Here is a 14,821-nt window from a genome sequence, read left to right on the forward strand (position 1 = left end):
CGACCGGGCGGTCGTCTCAGCCGCCCCGCACCAGCCGCAGCAGGTCGGCGCCGTAGGCCTCGAGCTTCTTCGGGCCGATGCCCTTCACCTCGGCCAGCTGGTCCTCGCTGCGCGGCTTCCGGGCCGCCACCTCGGCCAGGGTGGCGTCGGGGAAGACCACGTAGGCCGGCACCCCGCGGGCGCGGGCCTCGGCGGCGCGCCAGGCGCGCAGCGCCTCGAAGAGCTCCAGGTCGAGCGCCGCCCCGTCGGCCCCGTCGTCGGCGCCCGGGGCGGCCAGCCCCCGCCCACCGCTGCGGCCCGGGGCCGCGCCGGGCCGCTCGCCCCGCCCGGCCCCCCGGGACGACCGCCGGCCCCGCCCGGCCGCGGGCAGCCCGGCCAGCGGGTCGGCGCCGGTGCAGGCGTCGCAGGCGTCGCCGCACGGGTCGACCTGCTCGCCGAACCAGCCCACCAGCCGCTCGTGGCGGCAGCCGCCCTCGTCGGCGAAGCGGAACATGGCGCGCGCCTGCCGCTTCTGCGCCGCCGCCACCTCCTCGTCGTCGCCGGCCATGCGATCCCAGGCCACCACGTCGCCCCAGGAGTAGAAGAGCACGCAGTCGGAGTCCTCCCCGTCGCGCCCGGCCCGCCCGATCTCCTGGTAGTAGGCCTCCAGCGAGCGCGGCAGGTCCTGGTGCAGCACGAAGCGGATGTCCGGCTTGTCGATGCCCATGCCGAAGGCCACGGTGGCCACCACCACGTCGAGCGTCCCGAGCCGGAAGGCGTCCTGCACCCGGGCCCGCTCCTCCGGCTCGAGCCCGGCGTGGTAGGCCTCGGCCTTGACGCCGTGGTCGGCCAGGAACTCCGCCGTGCCCTCCACCGTCTTGCGCCCCAGCGCGTAGACGATGCCGCACTCGCCGCGGCGGGCCCGCACCAGGCGCAGGATGGCCTCCCGCGCGGTGGGGCCGTCGCCGCCCTTCTTGACGGCGTGCAGCTTCAGGTTGGTGCGCAGGAAGGAGCCCAGCACCATGAGCGGATCGGCCATGCCGAGCTGGGCGGCGATGTCCTTGGTCACCGCCGCGGTGGCGGTGGCGGTGAGCGCCAGCACCGGCGCCCCGAAGCGGTCCTTCAGCCCCTGCAGGTTGCGGTAGGCGGGGCGGAAGTCGTGGCCCCACTGGCTGATGCAGTGGGCCTCGTCCACCGCGATGAGGGAGAGCCCCACCCCGTCGAGCGCCCCGCCCACCGAGGCCTCCAGCCCCTCGGGCGCGGCGTAGAGCAGCTCCACCTCGCCGCGCCGCAGCCTGGCCACCCGGTCGCGCCGCTCCTCGGGCGAGAGGGTGGAGTTGAGGAAGGTGGCGCGCAGGCCGGCCCGCCCCATGGCGTCCACCTGGTCCTTCATGAGGGCGATGAGCGGCGAGACCACCAGGGTGGTGCCGCCCAGCAGGCGGGCCGGCAGCTGGTAGGTGAGCGACTTGCCGGCGCCGGTGGGCATGACGCCGACGCAGTCGCGGCCGGCCAGGGCGGCCTCCACGATGGCCTCCTGCCCGGGGCGGAAGCCGGGGTGGCCGAAGACCTCGGCCAGGACCCGGCGGGCGTCGGCCAGGGTGGCGCCGGTGGGCCGCGGCGGCGCCGCGCGCGGCCGGGGCGGCGGCGCCTGCAGCGCCTGCGAGAGCTGGCGCAGCCGGTCCACCGTGTCGGGGTCGAAGAGGGCGGGCTCGGCGCGGTAGCGGTCGCGCAGCCGGGCCAGCCGACCGGCCGCCTCGGCGCGCCCCTCGCCGCCGGGCGCCGAGAGGGCCCGCGCGATGGCCAGCACCTCCGCCTCGATCACCGCCGCCTCCCCTGCGCCCCGGTCCATGACGCGGCGCACTCTATACCGGCCCCCCGACCCGCCGACCCCGACCCGCGACCTCGACCCGCGACCCCGACCCCGACCGCGACCCCGACCCCGACCGCGACCCCGACCGCGACCCCGACCGCGACCCCGACCCCGACCGCGACCCCGACCGCGACCGCGACCGCGCCCCCCCGACCCCGACCGAGGCCCCGAAGACGCAGCGGGCGCCGACCCGAAGGCCAGCGCCCGCCGAGACGTCCGGTCTCCAGGCCTACTTGGAGATCTTGGCGTCCTCGACGATGACCGGGTAGGCGTAGCCGGCGCCGAAGTCCTTGTCGGTGCGGACGGCGCCCTTGACGATCACCACGTCGCCGACCTTGGCCACGTCCTGGCTGGTGATGGTCAGGTCGTTGTCCTTGTCGGCCTTGCCCGAGCCGTCGCGCAGGTGGAGCCAGTTCTTGCCCATGATGCCGGCGTTGTACTTGACCACCTTGCCGCGGATGGTGACCGGCTTGTCCTTGAGCTGGGCCTTCTGGGCGTAGACCTCGGCCACGGTGCGGGCGTCGGCGCCGCTGGCCTTGTCGACCTTGACGTCGCCCACGTCGGCCGGGCCCTTGGCCACGTTGGCGTGCTGCGCCGCCATGCCGGCGGGGGAGGTGTCGGCGCCGCCCATGGCGGGGGCGGCCGCCGTCGGGGCCGGCGCCGCGGCGCCCTCGAGGGTCCCGAAGTAGACCACGTCGAACTTGCGGTTCAGGGTCTTCGACTCGAAGCCCTGCATGGGCATGGCGCCCACCACGGAGGCCTCGGCCCCCTTGGCCAGCTTGGTCTCGGGGACCGCCGTCCACTGCTCTTCCTTGCCGGTGGCGATCTTCAGGTAGGTGTAGGGCGGGGCGTCGAGGCGCTCCAGGACCTTGCCCTTGATGCTCACGCCCTGGGGCGCGGCGGGGGCAGCCGCCTCGGCGGCGGCCGGCGGGGGGGCGACCGGCGCGGCGGCAGGGGCCTCGGACTTCTTGCAGCCGGCCACGGCGGCGGCGACGAGCAGGACGGCAGACAGACGACGCATCGGTGAGACCTCCAGATTCGCGTGGGATCGCGAGGGGTGGGGACCCTTACGGGGGACGGGGGTGCGTAGCTTAAACCAACCACACGGGGTTTTGGATCCCGGCCCGGGCTCTTTTTTTCGCGGTACCGCCGTCTACCACCTTCACCCCCGCAGGCGCCAGCCCGAGCGGAGCAGCAGGTAGGTGCCGCCCAGGGCCGCCGTGGCCAGCCCCACCACCAGCGCGGCGCCGACGCTCGGCGGGGCGTCGGAGATGCCCAGCATGGCGAAGCGGACGGCGTCCACCATGTAGAAGACCGGGTTGGCCCGCGTGAAGGGGACCAGCGCCGGCGGGAGCGCCCGCGCCGAGTAGAAGACCCCGCCCAGGAAGGTGAGCGGCAGCAGGAAGAAGGTGGGGAAGAAGTTCACCTGCTCGAACGAGCTGGCCCAGATGGCCGAGGCCACCCCCATGGCCGCGAAGACCACCGCCACCGCCACCACCATGGCCAGCGAGAGCAGCGGGTGGGCCACCTCGAAGCCGGTGAAGAGGCCGGCCACCAGGAAGGTGATGCCGCCCACCAGCAGGCCGCGCACCACCGCCGCCACCACGAAGCCGGCCAGGATCTCCCAGTAGGCCAGCGGCGAGATCAGCAGGTCCACGATGGTGCCCTGCAGCTTCATGACGAACAGCGACGAGGCGCTGTTGAGGTAGGCGTTCTGCACCACCCCCATGACCACCAGCCCGGGCACGATGAAGCGGGCGTAGGGCACGCCGTCCACCGGCGGGAGCTGGTGCCCGATGGACCAGCCGAAGACCACGAAGTAGAGGGTGGTGGTCACCAGCGGCGAGGCCAGGGTCTGCCCGGGCACGCGCAGGAAGCGGCGCACCTCCTTGGACAGCAAGGTCCACAGGCCGAGCGAGATCACGCCACCCCCTCGTGCGCCTTGCCGAGCAGCTCCACGTAGATCTCCTCCAGGGCCCGCCCGCCGTGGCGGCGCAGCAGGGCGGCCTTCTCCTCCACCAGCACCAGCCGGCCCCGGTCGATGACGCCGATGCGGTCGGCCAGCGCCTCGGCCTCCTCCAGGTAGTGGGTGGTGAGCACCACGGTGGTGCCGCGGTCGCGCAGGGTGCGGACGTAGGCCCACAGGGCGCGGCGCAGCTCCACGTCCACGCCGGCGGTGGGCTCGTCGAGGAACAGCACCCGGGGCTGGTGGACCAGCGCCTTGGCGATGAGGAGGCGGCGCTTCATGCCGCCGGAGAGGGCGCGGGCGTTGACGTGGCGCTTGGCCAGCAGGTCGAGCGCGGTGAGCAGCTCCACCACCCGCTCGTCGGACAGGCGGACGCCGAAGTAGCCGGCCTGGAAGCGCAGCGACTCCTCCACCGTGAAGAAGGGGTCGAAGTTCACCTCCTGCGGGACCAGCCCGACGGCCCGGCGGGTGAACCGGTACTCCTTGACCACGTCCCGCCCCAGCACCGTGGCGGTGCCGGAGGTGGCGCGGGCCAGCCCGGCCACGATGGAGATGAGGGTGGTCTTGCCGGCGCCGTTGGGGCCGAGCAGGCCGAAGATCTCGCCCTCCAGGATGTCGAGGTCCACGCCGCCGAGGGCGGTGAGCGCGCCGTAGCGCTTGACGAGCTGGCGGAGCTGGACGACGGGCGGGGCGGGCACGGGGCGGGACTCTAGCCGAGCCCGGCCCCGGCCGCACCGGCCCCTCAGGCCAGCTGGGTGCGGAAGCGCGAGGCCGCCACGCCCAGGATGCCCAGGCCCATGACCGCCAGGCAGGCCAGCTGGAACCAGACGTCGCCGAACCCGGCCCCGCGCAGCAGCACCATCCGCATCACCTCGGCGAAGTGGCGCACCGGGTTGAGGAAGGTGAGGAACTGCAGCCAGGCCGGCATGGCGGCGATGGGGGTCATCACCCCGGAGAGCAGGATGGCCGGCATCATGAAGAGGAACCCGCCCAGGAAGGCCTGCTGCTGCGTCTGCGACACGGTGGAGATGAAGAGGCCGATGCCCAGGGTGGAGACCAGGTAGACCAGCGTGACCGCGCCCACCACCAGCAGGCTGCCGCGGATGGGCACGCCGAACACCCAGGTGCCCACCCCCACCAGCAGGAGCACGTCGAAGCAGCCCACCACCAGGTAGGGCAGGAGCTTCCCCACCAGCAGCCAGAGCGGCCGGATGGGGGTGACCATCACCTGCTCCAGCGTCCCCATCTCGCGCTCGCGGGCCAGCCCCATGGCGGTCACCAGGGTGGTGACGATGACCAGCAGCGTGCCGGCGATGCCGGGCACGATGTAGGGGGCGGTCTTGAGCCGCGGGTTGAAGAGCACCTGCGGCCGCAGCACCAGCTGGGCCGGCGGCGGCCGCCCCAGCCCCTCCAGCCGCTGCCGCGCCAGCCGCTGCCCCAGGTCGCCGAAGTAGCGCGAGGCGGCGGCCCCGGCCACCGCGGCGCGGTTGGGATCGGTGCCGTCCAGCACCACCTGCACCTCGGCCGGGCGCCCGGCCGCCAGGTCGGCCGCCAGCCGCTCCGGCAGGACCAGCACGGCGGCGGCCCGGCCTTCGTCCAGGTCGGCCTCGGCCTCGGCCACCGCGGTGCGCTGGCCCACCCGGCGCAGGGTGCCGTCGGCCAGCAGGCGGCGGGCGTGGTCGCGGCTCACGTCGCTGCGGTCGTGGTCCACCACCACCGCCGGCACGCGGTCCACGTCGAAGTCCACCGCGAAGCCGAAGACCACCGTCTGGATGAGCGGCGCCACCACCAGCAGGAACATGACGCGCCGGTCGCGCACCGTCTGCCGCACCTCCTTGCGGAAGACGGCCCCGAGCTGCCGGCGGGCGCTGGCCAGGCTCACGCCACCCTCCGCTTGAAGCGGGCGGTGGCCAGCCCCACGATGGCGACGGCGAAGACGGCCAGCGCCAGCAGGTCCGGCCAGAGCTCGGCCAGCCCGTTGCCCTTGAGCAGGATGCCGCGCAGCGCGTGGACCAGGTAGCGGGCCGGGATGAGGCGCGACACCGTCTGCAGCGGCAGGGGCATGTTCTCGATGGGGAAGATCATCCCGGAGAGGATGATGGAGGGCAGCATGGCCGAGAGGGTGCCGGCCTGGGTGGCCACCAGCTGGTTCTTGGCCAGCACCGAGATGAGCAGCCCCTGGCCCAGCATCCCCACCAGGAAGAGCAGGCCGGTCAGGAAGAGCAGCGGCAGCGAGCCGCGCATGGGCAGGTCGAAGGCCACCGCCCCGAAGGCCACCACCAGCTGCAGCTCCAGCATGCCGAGCGCCAGGTAGGGCAGCAGCTTGCCGAGCACGATCTCCAGGCGGCCCACCGGCGAGGCGAAGAGCTGCTCCATCGAGCCGCGCTCCCACTCGCCGGCGATGGCCAGCGCCGTCAGCATCACCGCCGTGATGGCCAGCAGGAAGGCCGAGATGCCCGGCACCAGGTAGTAGGCGGAGCGGCCGGCCGGGTTGTAGCGGGTCCAGAGCTTCACCTGCACCGGCGGCTCGAGCCGGGCCGCCTCGGGGCCGGCCAGGCGCCGGCCCTCGGCGCGCACCACCGCCTCGGCCTTGGCGATGAGCTGGGTGGCCACCATGGCGTCGGCGCCGTCCACCAAGAGCTGCACCACCGCCTCCTCGCCGCGCGACAGGGCCTCGCCGAAGCCGGCCGGCACCACCAGCGCCGCCACGGCGTCGCCGCGCCGGAAGAGCGCCTCGGCCTGCTCCGGCCCCCGGCGCGTCACCAGCTCGAACTCGCCGGAGCCCTGGAAGGCGCGCACCAGCGCCCGCGACGCCGCGCCCTGGTCCTGGTCGGAGACCATCAGCCGCAGGTGGTCCACGTCGGTGGAGACGCCGTAGCCGAAGAGCACCAGCATGACCAGCGGCATGGCCAGGGCCAGCGCCAGGGTGCGCGGGTCGCGGCGGACGTGGATGGTCTCCTTGGCCGCCATGGCCCCGACGCGGATGAGCGAGCGGCGCAGCGCCTCGAGGGTCACGGCGCGCCCCCCGCCGGCGCGGCGGCCGCGCCGCCCCGGTCCACCACGGCCAGGAAGACGTCCTCCAGGGAGGGCGCGGCCTCCTCCACCTCGGGCGCCTCGGCCCCGGCGGCCGCCAGCACCCGGGTCACCGCGGCGGCGTCCAGCCGGGCCGGGTCCACCCGCACGTGCAGGGCCGCGCCGAAGGGGGCCACCGCCTGGACGCCGGGCGTGCCGCGCAGCGCCGCGGCGGCCCGCGCCAGCCCCCGGCCGCGCGCCACCAGCACCCGGTCCGGCACCCAGGTGCGCTTCAGGCCGGCCGGCGTGTCGAGCGCCACCAGCCGCCCGTCCACCATCAGCCCGATGCGGCGGCAGTACTCGGCCTCGTCGAGGTAGTGGGTGGTGACGAAGACGGTGGTGCCCTCGGCCGCCAGCTCGCGGATGAGCTTCCAGAAGGTGCGGCGGGCCACCGGATCGACGCCGGCGGTGGGCTCGTCCAGGAACACCAGGCGCGGCCGGTGGACGAGCGAGGAGGCCAGCGCCAGCCGCTGGCGCAGGCCGCCCGGCAGGTCGCCGGTGGTGGCGTCGCCCTGCCCGCGGAGGTCGACCCGCTCCAGCAGCTCGTCCGCCCGGCGGCGCAGCGCCGCGCCCTCCAGCCCGTAGGCGGCGCCGAAGAAGAGCAGGTTCTCCATGACCGGCAGGTCGAGGTAGAGCGAGAACTTCTGGCTCATGTAGCCGATGGCGGCCTTGACCCGGTCGGGAGAGGTGGCGATGTCGTGGCCCGCCACGGTGGCCCGGCCGCCGCTGGGCGCCAGCAGGCCGATGAGCATGCGGATGGTGGTGGACTTGCCGGCCCCGTTGGCGCCCAGGTACCCGAAGATCTCGCCCTGCTCCACCTCGAAGGAGACCCGGTCCACCGCCGTGAAGGCGCCGAAGCGGCGGGACAGGTCGTGCACCGAGATGGCCGGCGGCGCGGCGCCGCCCTGGGCCGGGGCGGCGCTCACGCGGCGGCCCCCTCGATCTCGGCCACGAAGAGCTCCTCGAAGGTGGGGCGGGGGTGGCCGCGCGCCTCGAAGGCGCCGAGCAGGCGGGCCGGCGGCCCCTCCAGCAGCAGCCGGCCGTGGTGCACCAGGCCCACCCGGTGGCAGCGCTCCGCCTCGTCCATGTAGGGGGTGGAGATGACCACCGCCATCCCGCCCTCGACGAACTCGTGCAGCAGCGCCCACAGCTCGCGCCGCGACACCGGGTCCACCCCGTTGGTGGGCTCGTCGAGCAGCAGCACCTCGGGCTGGTGGAGGAGGGCGCAGGCCAGCGCCAGCTTCTTGTACATGCCGCCGGAGAGCTGGTCGGCGCGGCGCCCGGTGAAGGGGGCCAGGCGGGTGATGGCCAGCAGGCGCTCGGCCCGCTGGCGGTAGGTGGCGCGCGGCAGCGCCGAGAGCCGGGCGAAGAACTGCAGGTTCTCGGCCACCGTGAGGTCGCGGTACAGGCTGTACTGCTGCGGCATGAGCCCCAGCCGCTCGCGCACCGCCGCGTCGCGCAGCGGGTCCAGCCCCAGCACCCGGGCCTGCCCGGCGTCGAGATCGATGAGGCCGGCCAGGGCGCGGATGGCGGTGGTCTTGCCGGCGCCGTCCGGGCCCACCAGCCCGTAGAGCTCGCCCCGCGCCACCTCGAAGGTGAGGCCGTCGAGCGCGGTGACCGGCCCGAAGCGGCGCGTCAGGCCGCGCGCCTCGAGCGCCGGGGCGGCCGCGGAGGGCGGCGCGGCCCCGTCCGCGGCGGCCGGGCCGGGGGCGGCGCGGTGGGCGGCACCGGCCACGCTAGCGGCCCGTCCCCTCGAGCGTCACCTGCACCGGCATGCCGGCGCGCAGCTTGCCGTCGCGGTTCACCACCACCACCTCCACCGGGTAGACCAGCCGGTCGCGGTCGGTGCGGGTGACGATGTTGCGAGGGGTGAAGGCCGCCTCCAGCGCCACGGTGCGCACCGTGCCCTCGAAGGTCTCGTCGGGCCAGGCGTCGGCCACCACGGTGGCGCGGGCCCCGGGGCGCACCGCGCCCACCTCGGCGTTGGGCAGGTAGAAGGTGGCGGTGGGCTCGGAGAGGTCCACCAGCCGCACCAGGGTGCCGCCGGCGCCGACCAGCTCGCCCGCCTGGTGGGGCAGCTCGGAGACCTCGGCGTCGCGCGGCGCGCGCAGCTCGCACTCCCCGGTGAGGATGGCGAGGCGCGCCACCTGCGCCTCGGCCGCCCGCACCTGCGCCAGCGCCGCCTCGGCCTGGGCGCCGGCGGCGCGGATGCTGGTCTCGGCGACGCGGGCCTGGGCCTGGCTGGCCTGCGCCTGGGCCCGGGCGGCGTCGGCCTGGCGGGCCAGGCCGGTGGCGCCGGCGCGGGACTGGTCCACGCTGGAGGCGGCCACGTCGGCGGCCAGGGCCTCGAGCCGCTGGGCCTGCCGCTCGGCCGCGTCGCGCTGGGCCACCAGCGCCTCGGCCTGGGCCGCCGCCGCGTCGCGGGTGGCGCCGGCCGCGGCGCGGGTCCGGGTGGCCGACTCCCGCTGCGCCCCGGCCGCGGCGGCCTGGGCCTGGGCCTGGGCCAGCCGCGCCTGCGCCTCGGCCAGCTGGGCGGCCGGGTCGGCGCAGTCGAGCGTGAGCAGGAGATCCCCCTTCTTGACCCGCTGCCCCTCGCGGACCTGGAGCGCCAGGATGCGCGCCCCGACCCGGGAGGAGAGCTCCACCACCACCCCCTCGATCTCGCCGGAGCCTCCGGCGGGCGCGGACAGCGCCCGGTGCTGGGTCCAGAGGCGGAGCGAGATGAGGGCGGCGAGGGCGACGGTGAGGGCGACGAGGACGAGGACGACGCGGCGCATGCGGGGATCTCCAGCCTGGGCGCCTGGCGCCCGGGGCACACCACAGGCGCAAGCCGCGTGCCGCGGCCGCGAGGGCCCGCCAGGCCGGTTTTCGGGCCGCGGCGGCCAGGCGGCTGTCAGGAGATCCGACAGGTGGTACGGAGGACCGAACGGCGCCTGGGCCCGGGAGGGTGCGCCAGGAGAGCGCAGGGGCGCGCCGGGCGGCGGATCCTGGCGGCCACCGGGTCGGCACCGGGCTTGCTGTGGGCTCCACCCGTGAACTCCGCCCTCCTCCTCGCCGCCGCGCTGGCCGCCGTCGCCCAGGCTGGCCCCTCACCCGCCGCACCTCCTCCGGCCGGCGCCGCCGCCGAGCTCACCCTGGCGGACGCCCTCGCCGAGCTCGACCTGCAGAGCCCGACCCTGGCCCAGGCGCGGGCCCGCGCCGACGAGGCCTCGGCGCTGGTCCGCCAGGCGGCGTCGGGGCTCCTGCCCACGCTGACCGCCTCGGGCGGCTACACCCGCCACCGCGACGACGCCGTCATGGACGTGGGGCGGCTGCTGGCCAGCCTGCCCGTGCCGCCGGCCACCCTCCCGCCGCCGATCATCATCCAGCCGCTCGAGGTCTTCTCCGGGACGCTGGCGGTGCGGGTGCCGCTGCTGGTGCCGTCGGCCTGGTTCGACCTGGCCGCGGCGCGCGCCGGGGCCCGCAGCGCCGCCGCCACGGCCGAGGCCACCCGCCGGTCGCTGCGCGCCGCGCTGGCGGTCACCGCCCACCTGGGCCTCGCGGCGGAGGAGGCCGTGGCCGCCACCGAGCGGGCCGAGGCCAACGCCGCCCGCCTGGCCGAGAGCGCCGAGCGGCGGGTGACCGCCGGCACCGCCGCCCCCCTCGAGCCCCTGCGCGCCCGCACCGAGCAGGTGAAGCGGCAGGGCGACCTGGTGCGCGCCCGGGCGACCCTGGCGCAGGCCAGGCTGGCCGCGGGCACGCTCCTGGGTCGGGGGGGGGCGGTGCGGATCCTGGTGGAGGGCGAGGAGGAGACCGCGAACCCGGACCCGACCGCGACCCCGAACCCGAACCCGAACCCGACCTCGACCCCGACCCCGGCCGCGACCTCGACCCCGACCTCGACCCCGACCTCGACCCAGACCCAGAACCCGAACCCGACCTCGACCCCGACCCCGATCTGGGCCCCGACCCCGACCCCTCCCCTCCCCGAGCACGCCCTCGTCGAGGAGGCCCTGGCGCACCGCCCCGAGCTCGCCGCCTCTGCGGCCCTGATCGACTCGGCCGAGTCCCAGGTCTCCTCGGCCTGGGCGCGGCTGGCCCCGCAGCTCTCGCTGTCCGGCGCGGCCTTCGCCGCCGACGTGGCCTACCCCACCGGCGAGCGGGACGGCTGGCGGCTGGGGTGGACCTGACCTGGCCGCTCTACGACGGCGGCCTCCGCTACGGGAAGCGCCGCGAGGCCCTGGCGCGCCTCGCCCAGGCCCGGGCCGGCGAGGCGGCGCAGCGGCTCCTGGTGGGCCAGGAGGCGCGCGACGCGGCCCGCGACGAGGCGGTGGCGGTCGAGCGGCTGCGGCTGGCGGTGGAGCAGCGGCGGCTGGCCGCCGAGGCAGGGGACACGGCGCAGCGCAGCTACCAGGCCGGCGTGCTCTCCTCGCTCGACGTGCTCGACGCCAGCGACCGGCTCTACGCCGCCGACATCGGCCTGGCCGACGCCAGGGCGCGCCTGGCCGCCGCCAGGGTGGCGCTGGCGCGGGCGCTCGGCCGCGGGCCCTGAGCGAGGCACGGTGCGCAGCGGCGTGCGGCGGCGTATCCTCTCCCGGCGGCAGGGGCCGCCCGAGGAGAGCATGCGCGCGCCGGCCGGCTTCGAGGAGATCCAGCGGCAGGAGATGTCCCGGCTGTTCGGGCTCTTCACCCGCGCCCGGCTGGTGCTCATCCCCACCCTGCTGGCCTTCCTGGCCTGGGTCTGGTGGGTGGACCCGCAGGGCTGGCGCTCCTACCTCCTCTCGGTGGCGGTGCCGGTGCTCATCGCCCTGTTCGTCTTCGAGTTCCGCCGCTGGCGGCGGCGCGGCCTGTCACCCCACGCCATCGACCGGAACCTGGGCATCGCCGTGTCCGGCATCCTGGTCATCAGCACGGTCAGCGGCGGGCTGGAGAGCCCGTTCCTCCCGGTCATGCTGGTGGTCACCGTGGCCATGGGCATGTTCGCCACGCCGGCCCTGGCCACCTGGCTCATGGGCATCCAGATCCTGGCGGTCTGGACCTTCACGGTGCTGGCGCTCACCCGCGGCGACGCCTTCCTGCGGCTCCAGGCCATCGACGGCAACCGGCCGCCGCTGCCGGCCCGCGCCCTCACGCTGGCCGTCATCCTCACGCTGCTGCTGGTGATGGGCCGGTACGTGGGGCGCTTCGTGCGCCGGGCCTTCGACGCCATGCTGCGCCGCACCGTCCGGGCCCAGGCCGAGTCGCTGCGGGCCCACGCCGAGCGGGCCCAGGAGCTGACCGCGCTGTCCGCCGAGATCGCCCACGAGCTGAAGAACCCGCTGGCCAGCGTGAAGGGGCTGGCCGGGCTGCTCGGGCCGCAGCTGCCGGAGGGCAAGGGGGCCGAGCGGCTCGGGGTGCTGCGCCGCGAGGTGGACCGGATGCAGGTCATCCTCGACGAGTTCCTCAACTTCTCCCGCCCGCTGGTGCCCCTGGCGCTCGGCACCAACGACCTGGTGGCCCTGTGCCGCGAGGTGGAGGCGCTGCACGAGGGGATGGCCCAGGAGCGCGGCGTGGCGCTGGAGGTGGAGGCCGACGGCGAGGTGGTGCTGGCGCGCTGCGATCCGCGCAAGGTGAAGCAGGTGCTCATCAACCTGGTGCAGAACGCCATCGACGCCGCCCCCGACGGCTCCGCCGTGACGCTGGCCGCCTCGACCACCGGCTCCGGCGCCGAGGTGCGGGTGCTGGACCGCGGCCCGGGCCTCGACCCGGCGGTGGCGGCGCAGGTCTTCGAGCCGGGCGTCACCACCAAGCCGGCCGGCAGCGGCCTGGGCCTGACCATCGCCCGCGCGCTGGCGCGCCAGCACGGCGGGGACCTCTCGCTGCTGGCCCGGGAGGGCGGCGGCGCCGAGGCCCGCCTCACCCTGCCGGCCGAGCCGGCCGCCGCGGTCCCGCCCCCGCCCGCTGCGCCGTGCGGCGAGGCCTTCGAGCCGCCCTGCGCCGGCGGGCCGGGCGGCGCCGGCCGCGGGGAGGCGGCGTGAGCCCGCGGGTGCTGGTGGTCGACGACGACCCCGGCCTCCGCTACACGCTGCGCGAGATCCTGGAGCAGGAGGGGCTGGAGGTGGCCGAGGCCGCGGACGGCCAGGCCGCCCTCGAGGCCTACGACGCCTGCCCGGCGCCGCTGGTCATCACCGACCTGCGCATGCCCAGGCTGGACGGGCTGGGGCTGCTGGCCGCGCTGGGCCGCCGCTCCCCGCCGCCGCGGGTGGTGCTCATCACCGCCCACGGCTCGGAGCGCGACGCGGTGGAGGCCATGAAGGCCGGCGCCACCGACTACTTCAAGAAGCCCTTCGACACCGACGAGCTGCTGGCGGTGGTGCGCCGCGCCGTCGAGGCCGTCACGCTGCGCGACGAGAACGAGCGGCTGGCCGGCGAGCTGGCGCTGGCGCGCACCATGGTCTTCACCTCGGCGTCGATGCGGGCGCTGGCGCGGCTGGTGGCGCGGGTGGGGCCCAAGGACGTGACGGTGCTGATCACCGGCGAGAGCGGCACCGGCAAGGAGCGGGTGGCCGAGGCGCTGGTGCGGGCCTCGCCGCGCGCCGAGCGGCCCTTCGTGCGCTTCAACTGCGCCGCCCTCTCGCCGGAGCTGGCCGAGGCCGAGCTCTTCGGCCACGCCCGCGGCGCCTTCACCGGCGCCATCCGGTCGCGCCCCGGCCTCTTCGGCGAGGCCGACACCGGCACCATCCTGCTCGACGAGGTGGGCGAGCTGGCGCCCAACGCCCAGGCCAAGCTGCTGCGGGTGCTGCAGGAGGGCGAGGTGAGGCCGGTCGGCGAGGAGCGGAGCCGCACCGTGGACGTGCGGGTGCTGGCCGCCACCCACCGCGACCTGGAGGCGCTGGTGAAGGCCGGCCGGTTCCGCGAGGACCTCTACTACCGCCTCAACGTGGTGCGGCTGGTCGTGCCCCCGCTGCGCGACCGGCCGGACGACGTGGCGCTGCTGGCCCGCCACTTCCTGGACCGCTTCGCGGTGCGCTTCGGCCTGGCCTCGCTGCGGGTGCCGGAGGGGCTGCTGGACCGGCTGCGGGCGCACCGCTGGCCCGGCAACGTGCGCGAGCTGGAGAACGCGCTGGAGAGCCTGGTGGCCCTCTCGCCGCCGGAGGGGCTCGACCTCTCGCTCCTGCCCTTCGGCCAGGACGCGGCGCCGGCCCCCGCGGCCGCCGAGGGCGGGCCCATGGGGCTGAAGGGACGCGTCGAGGCCTACGAGCGCGGCCTGGTGGTCGAGGCGCTGCGCGGCGCCCTGGGCAACCGCAGCGAGGCGGCCCGGCGGCTCGGCATCAGCCGGGTGACCCTGCACGACAAGCTGAAGAAGTACGGGCTCTCGGGCGGGGAGGACGAGGGGTAACCGGACCGGGTGGCGTCGCCGCGGCCGGGCGCCTGGCTCAGGGCGCCAGCAGCTCGGCGTGCCCGCGGTCCTGCTCGGCCAGCTGGTCGAAGAAGCGCCGCAGCTCCGGGTGGGCGTCGGCCGAGAGCATCTGGGCGTGGGCCGAGCAGAAGCGCCGCTCCAGCGCCGCCGCGCGGGCCACCGCGGCCCGGACGTCGCCGTCCCAGCCGCCGGCCTGCACCTCGACGAGCGACTGGCCGGCCTCGTCCAGCAGCGCGTCGATGAAGCGGCTGTCGCCCGCCAGCGCCGAGACCAGGCGCCGGTCGTGGCGCGAGCGGACCGCCAGCAGCCGCACCCGGGCGGCGTGCTGGGCCTCCTCCCCGGCCAGCCGCAGGAAGAGCCCGCTGGCGTCCCCGTCGAAGCGGGCCGCCAGCGCCTGGTAGAGCCGCTCGGCGAGGAGCTCCAGCTCCTCCGCCTTCTCCAGCAGCTGGAAGGTCGACGCCATTCGGGGGAGGACGCTAGGGCGGGCGGCGCGTTTCCTCAAGGCACCTTGTGTGCCGCCGGCCGACCCACCCCGGTCGGTCCGCCGGGGGCCGCG

Annotated in this window: 12 protein-coding genes and 1 pseudogene; 3 read left to right on the plus strand and 10 right to left on the minus strand. The window is 76.1% G+C overall.

Features of this window, described 5'->3' with window-relative positions:
• Positions 1 to 16: 16 nt before the first annotated feature.
• The 9 genes from IPO09_12250 to IPO09_12290 form a co-directional block, all read right to left on the minus strand.
• On the minus strand, positions 17 to 1,828 hold the full coding sequence (locus IPO09_12250; protein ID MBK9518102.1) for an ATP-dependent DNA helicase RecQ: 1,812 nt from the start codon (positions 1,826 to 1,828) through the stop codon (positions 17 to 19).
• Positions 1,829 to 2,078: 250 nt separating this feature from the next.
• Complete coding sequence (locus tag IPO09_12255) at positions 2,079 to 2,870, minus strand: nucleotide-binding protein (protein ID MBK9518103.1); 792 nt, start codon at positions 2,868 to 2,870, stop codon at positions 2,079 to 2,081.
• 141 nt (positions 2,871 to 3,011) lie between these two features.
• Positions 3,012 to 3,773, minus strand: coding sequence for an ABC transporter permease (locus IPO09_12260; GenBank protein MBK9518104.1), 762 nt, complete (start codon positions 3,771 to 3,773; stop codon positions 3,012 to 3,014).
• Positions 3,770 to 4,513: an ABC transporter ATP-binding protein gene (locus tag IPO09_12265; protein ID MBK9518105.1), complete on the minus strand. Its 744-nt coding sequence runs from the start codon at positions 4,511 to 4,513 to the stop codon at positions 3,770 to 3,772. The genes IPO09_12260 and IPO09_12265 overlap by 4 nt, the downstream gene beginning before the upstream one ends.
• 44 nt (positions 4,514 to 4,557) lie before the next feature.
• The gene (locus IPO09_12270; GenBank protein MBK9518106.1) at positions 4,558 to 5,691 is read right to left on the minus strand and encodes an ABC transporter permease; all 1,134 of its coding nucleotides are present in this window, start codon (positions 5,689 to 5,691) and stop codon (positions 4,558 to 4,560) included.
• A 2-nt stretch (positions 5,692 to 5,693) separates the two neighbouring features.
• Positions 5,694 to 6,785, minus strand: coding sequence for an ABC transporter permease (locus IPO09_12275; GenBank protein ID MBK9518107.1), 1,092 nt, complete (start codon positions 6,783 to 6,785; stop codon positions 5,694 to 5,696).
• Positions 6,786 to 6,826: 41 nt separating this feature from the next.
• Positions 6,827 to 7,813 carry an ABC transporter ATP-binding protein gene (locus IPO09_12280; protein MBK9518108.1) on the minus strand — a complete coding sequence of 329 codons (987 nt, stop codon included), beginning with the start codon at positions 7,811 to 7,813 and terminating at the stop codon, positions 6,827 to 6,829.
• The gene (locus tag IPO09_12285) at positions 7,810 to 8,622 is read right to left on the minus strand and encodes an ABC transporter ATP-binding protein (GenBank protein MBK9518109.1); all 813 of its coding nucleotides are present in this window, start codon (positions 8,620 to 8,622) and stop codon (positions 7,810 to 7,812) included. The genes IPO09_12280 and IPO09_12285 overlap by 4 nt, the downstream gene beginning before the upstream one ends.
• Before the next feature lies 1 nt (position 8,623).
• Positions 8,624 to 9,664 (minus strand): HlyD family efflux transporter periplasmic adaptor subunit, encoded by a 1,041-nt coding sequence (locus IPO09_12290; protein ID MBK9518110.1) that lies wholly within the window; start codon positions 9,662 to 9,664, stop codon positions 8,624 to 8,626.
• 255 nt (positions 9,665 to 9,919) lie between these two features.
• On the opposite strand from IPO09_12290, the pseudogene IPO09_12295 reads away from it, so the two are divergent.
• The 3 genes and pseudogenes from IPO09_12295 to IPO09_12305 all read left to right on the plus strand — a co-directional run bounded on the left by IPO09_12295 (position 9,920) and on the right by IPO09_12305 (position 14,244).
• Positions 9,920 to 11,418 (plus strand): annotated as a pseudogene (locus tag IPO09_12295) (TolC family protein).
• Between the two features lie 70 nt (positions 11,419 to 11,488).
• Positions 11,489 to 12,883 carry a HAMP domain-containing histidine kinase gene (locus tag IPO09_12300; protein MBK9518111.1) on the plus strand — a complete coding sequence of 465 codons (1,395 nt, stop codon included), beginning with the start codon at positions 11,489 to 11,491 and terminating at the stop codon, positions 12,881 to 12,883.
• Positions 12,880 to 14,244, plus strand: a complete 1,365-nt coding sequence (locus IPO09_12305; protein MBK9518112.1) for a sigma-54-dependent Fis family transcriptional regulator — start codon at positions 12,880 to 12,882, stop codon at positions 14,242 to 14,244. The genes IPO09_12300 and IPO09_12305 overlap by 4 nt, the downstream gene beginning before the upstream one ends.
• A gap of 37 nt (positions 14,245 to 14,281) precedes the next feature.
• Here IPO09_12305 and IPO09_12310 read toward each other — a convergent pair whose 3' ends face one another.
• Complete coding sequence (locus IPO09_12310) at positions 14,282 to 14,728, minus strand: hypothetical protein (GenBank protein MBK9518113.1); 447 nt, start codon at positions 14,726 to 14,728, stop codon at positions 14,282 to 14,284.
• Between the last annotated feature and the right edge of the window lie 93 nt (positions 14,729 to 14,821).

This window comes from Anaeromyxobacter sp. (genome assembly GCA_016718565.1).
Lineage (GTDB): Bacteria > Myxococcota > Myxococcia > Myxococcales > Anaeromyxobacteraceae > JADKCZ01.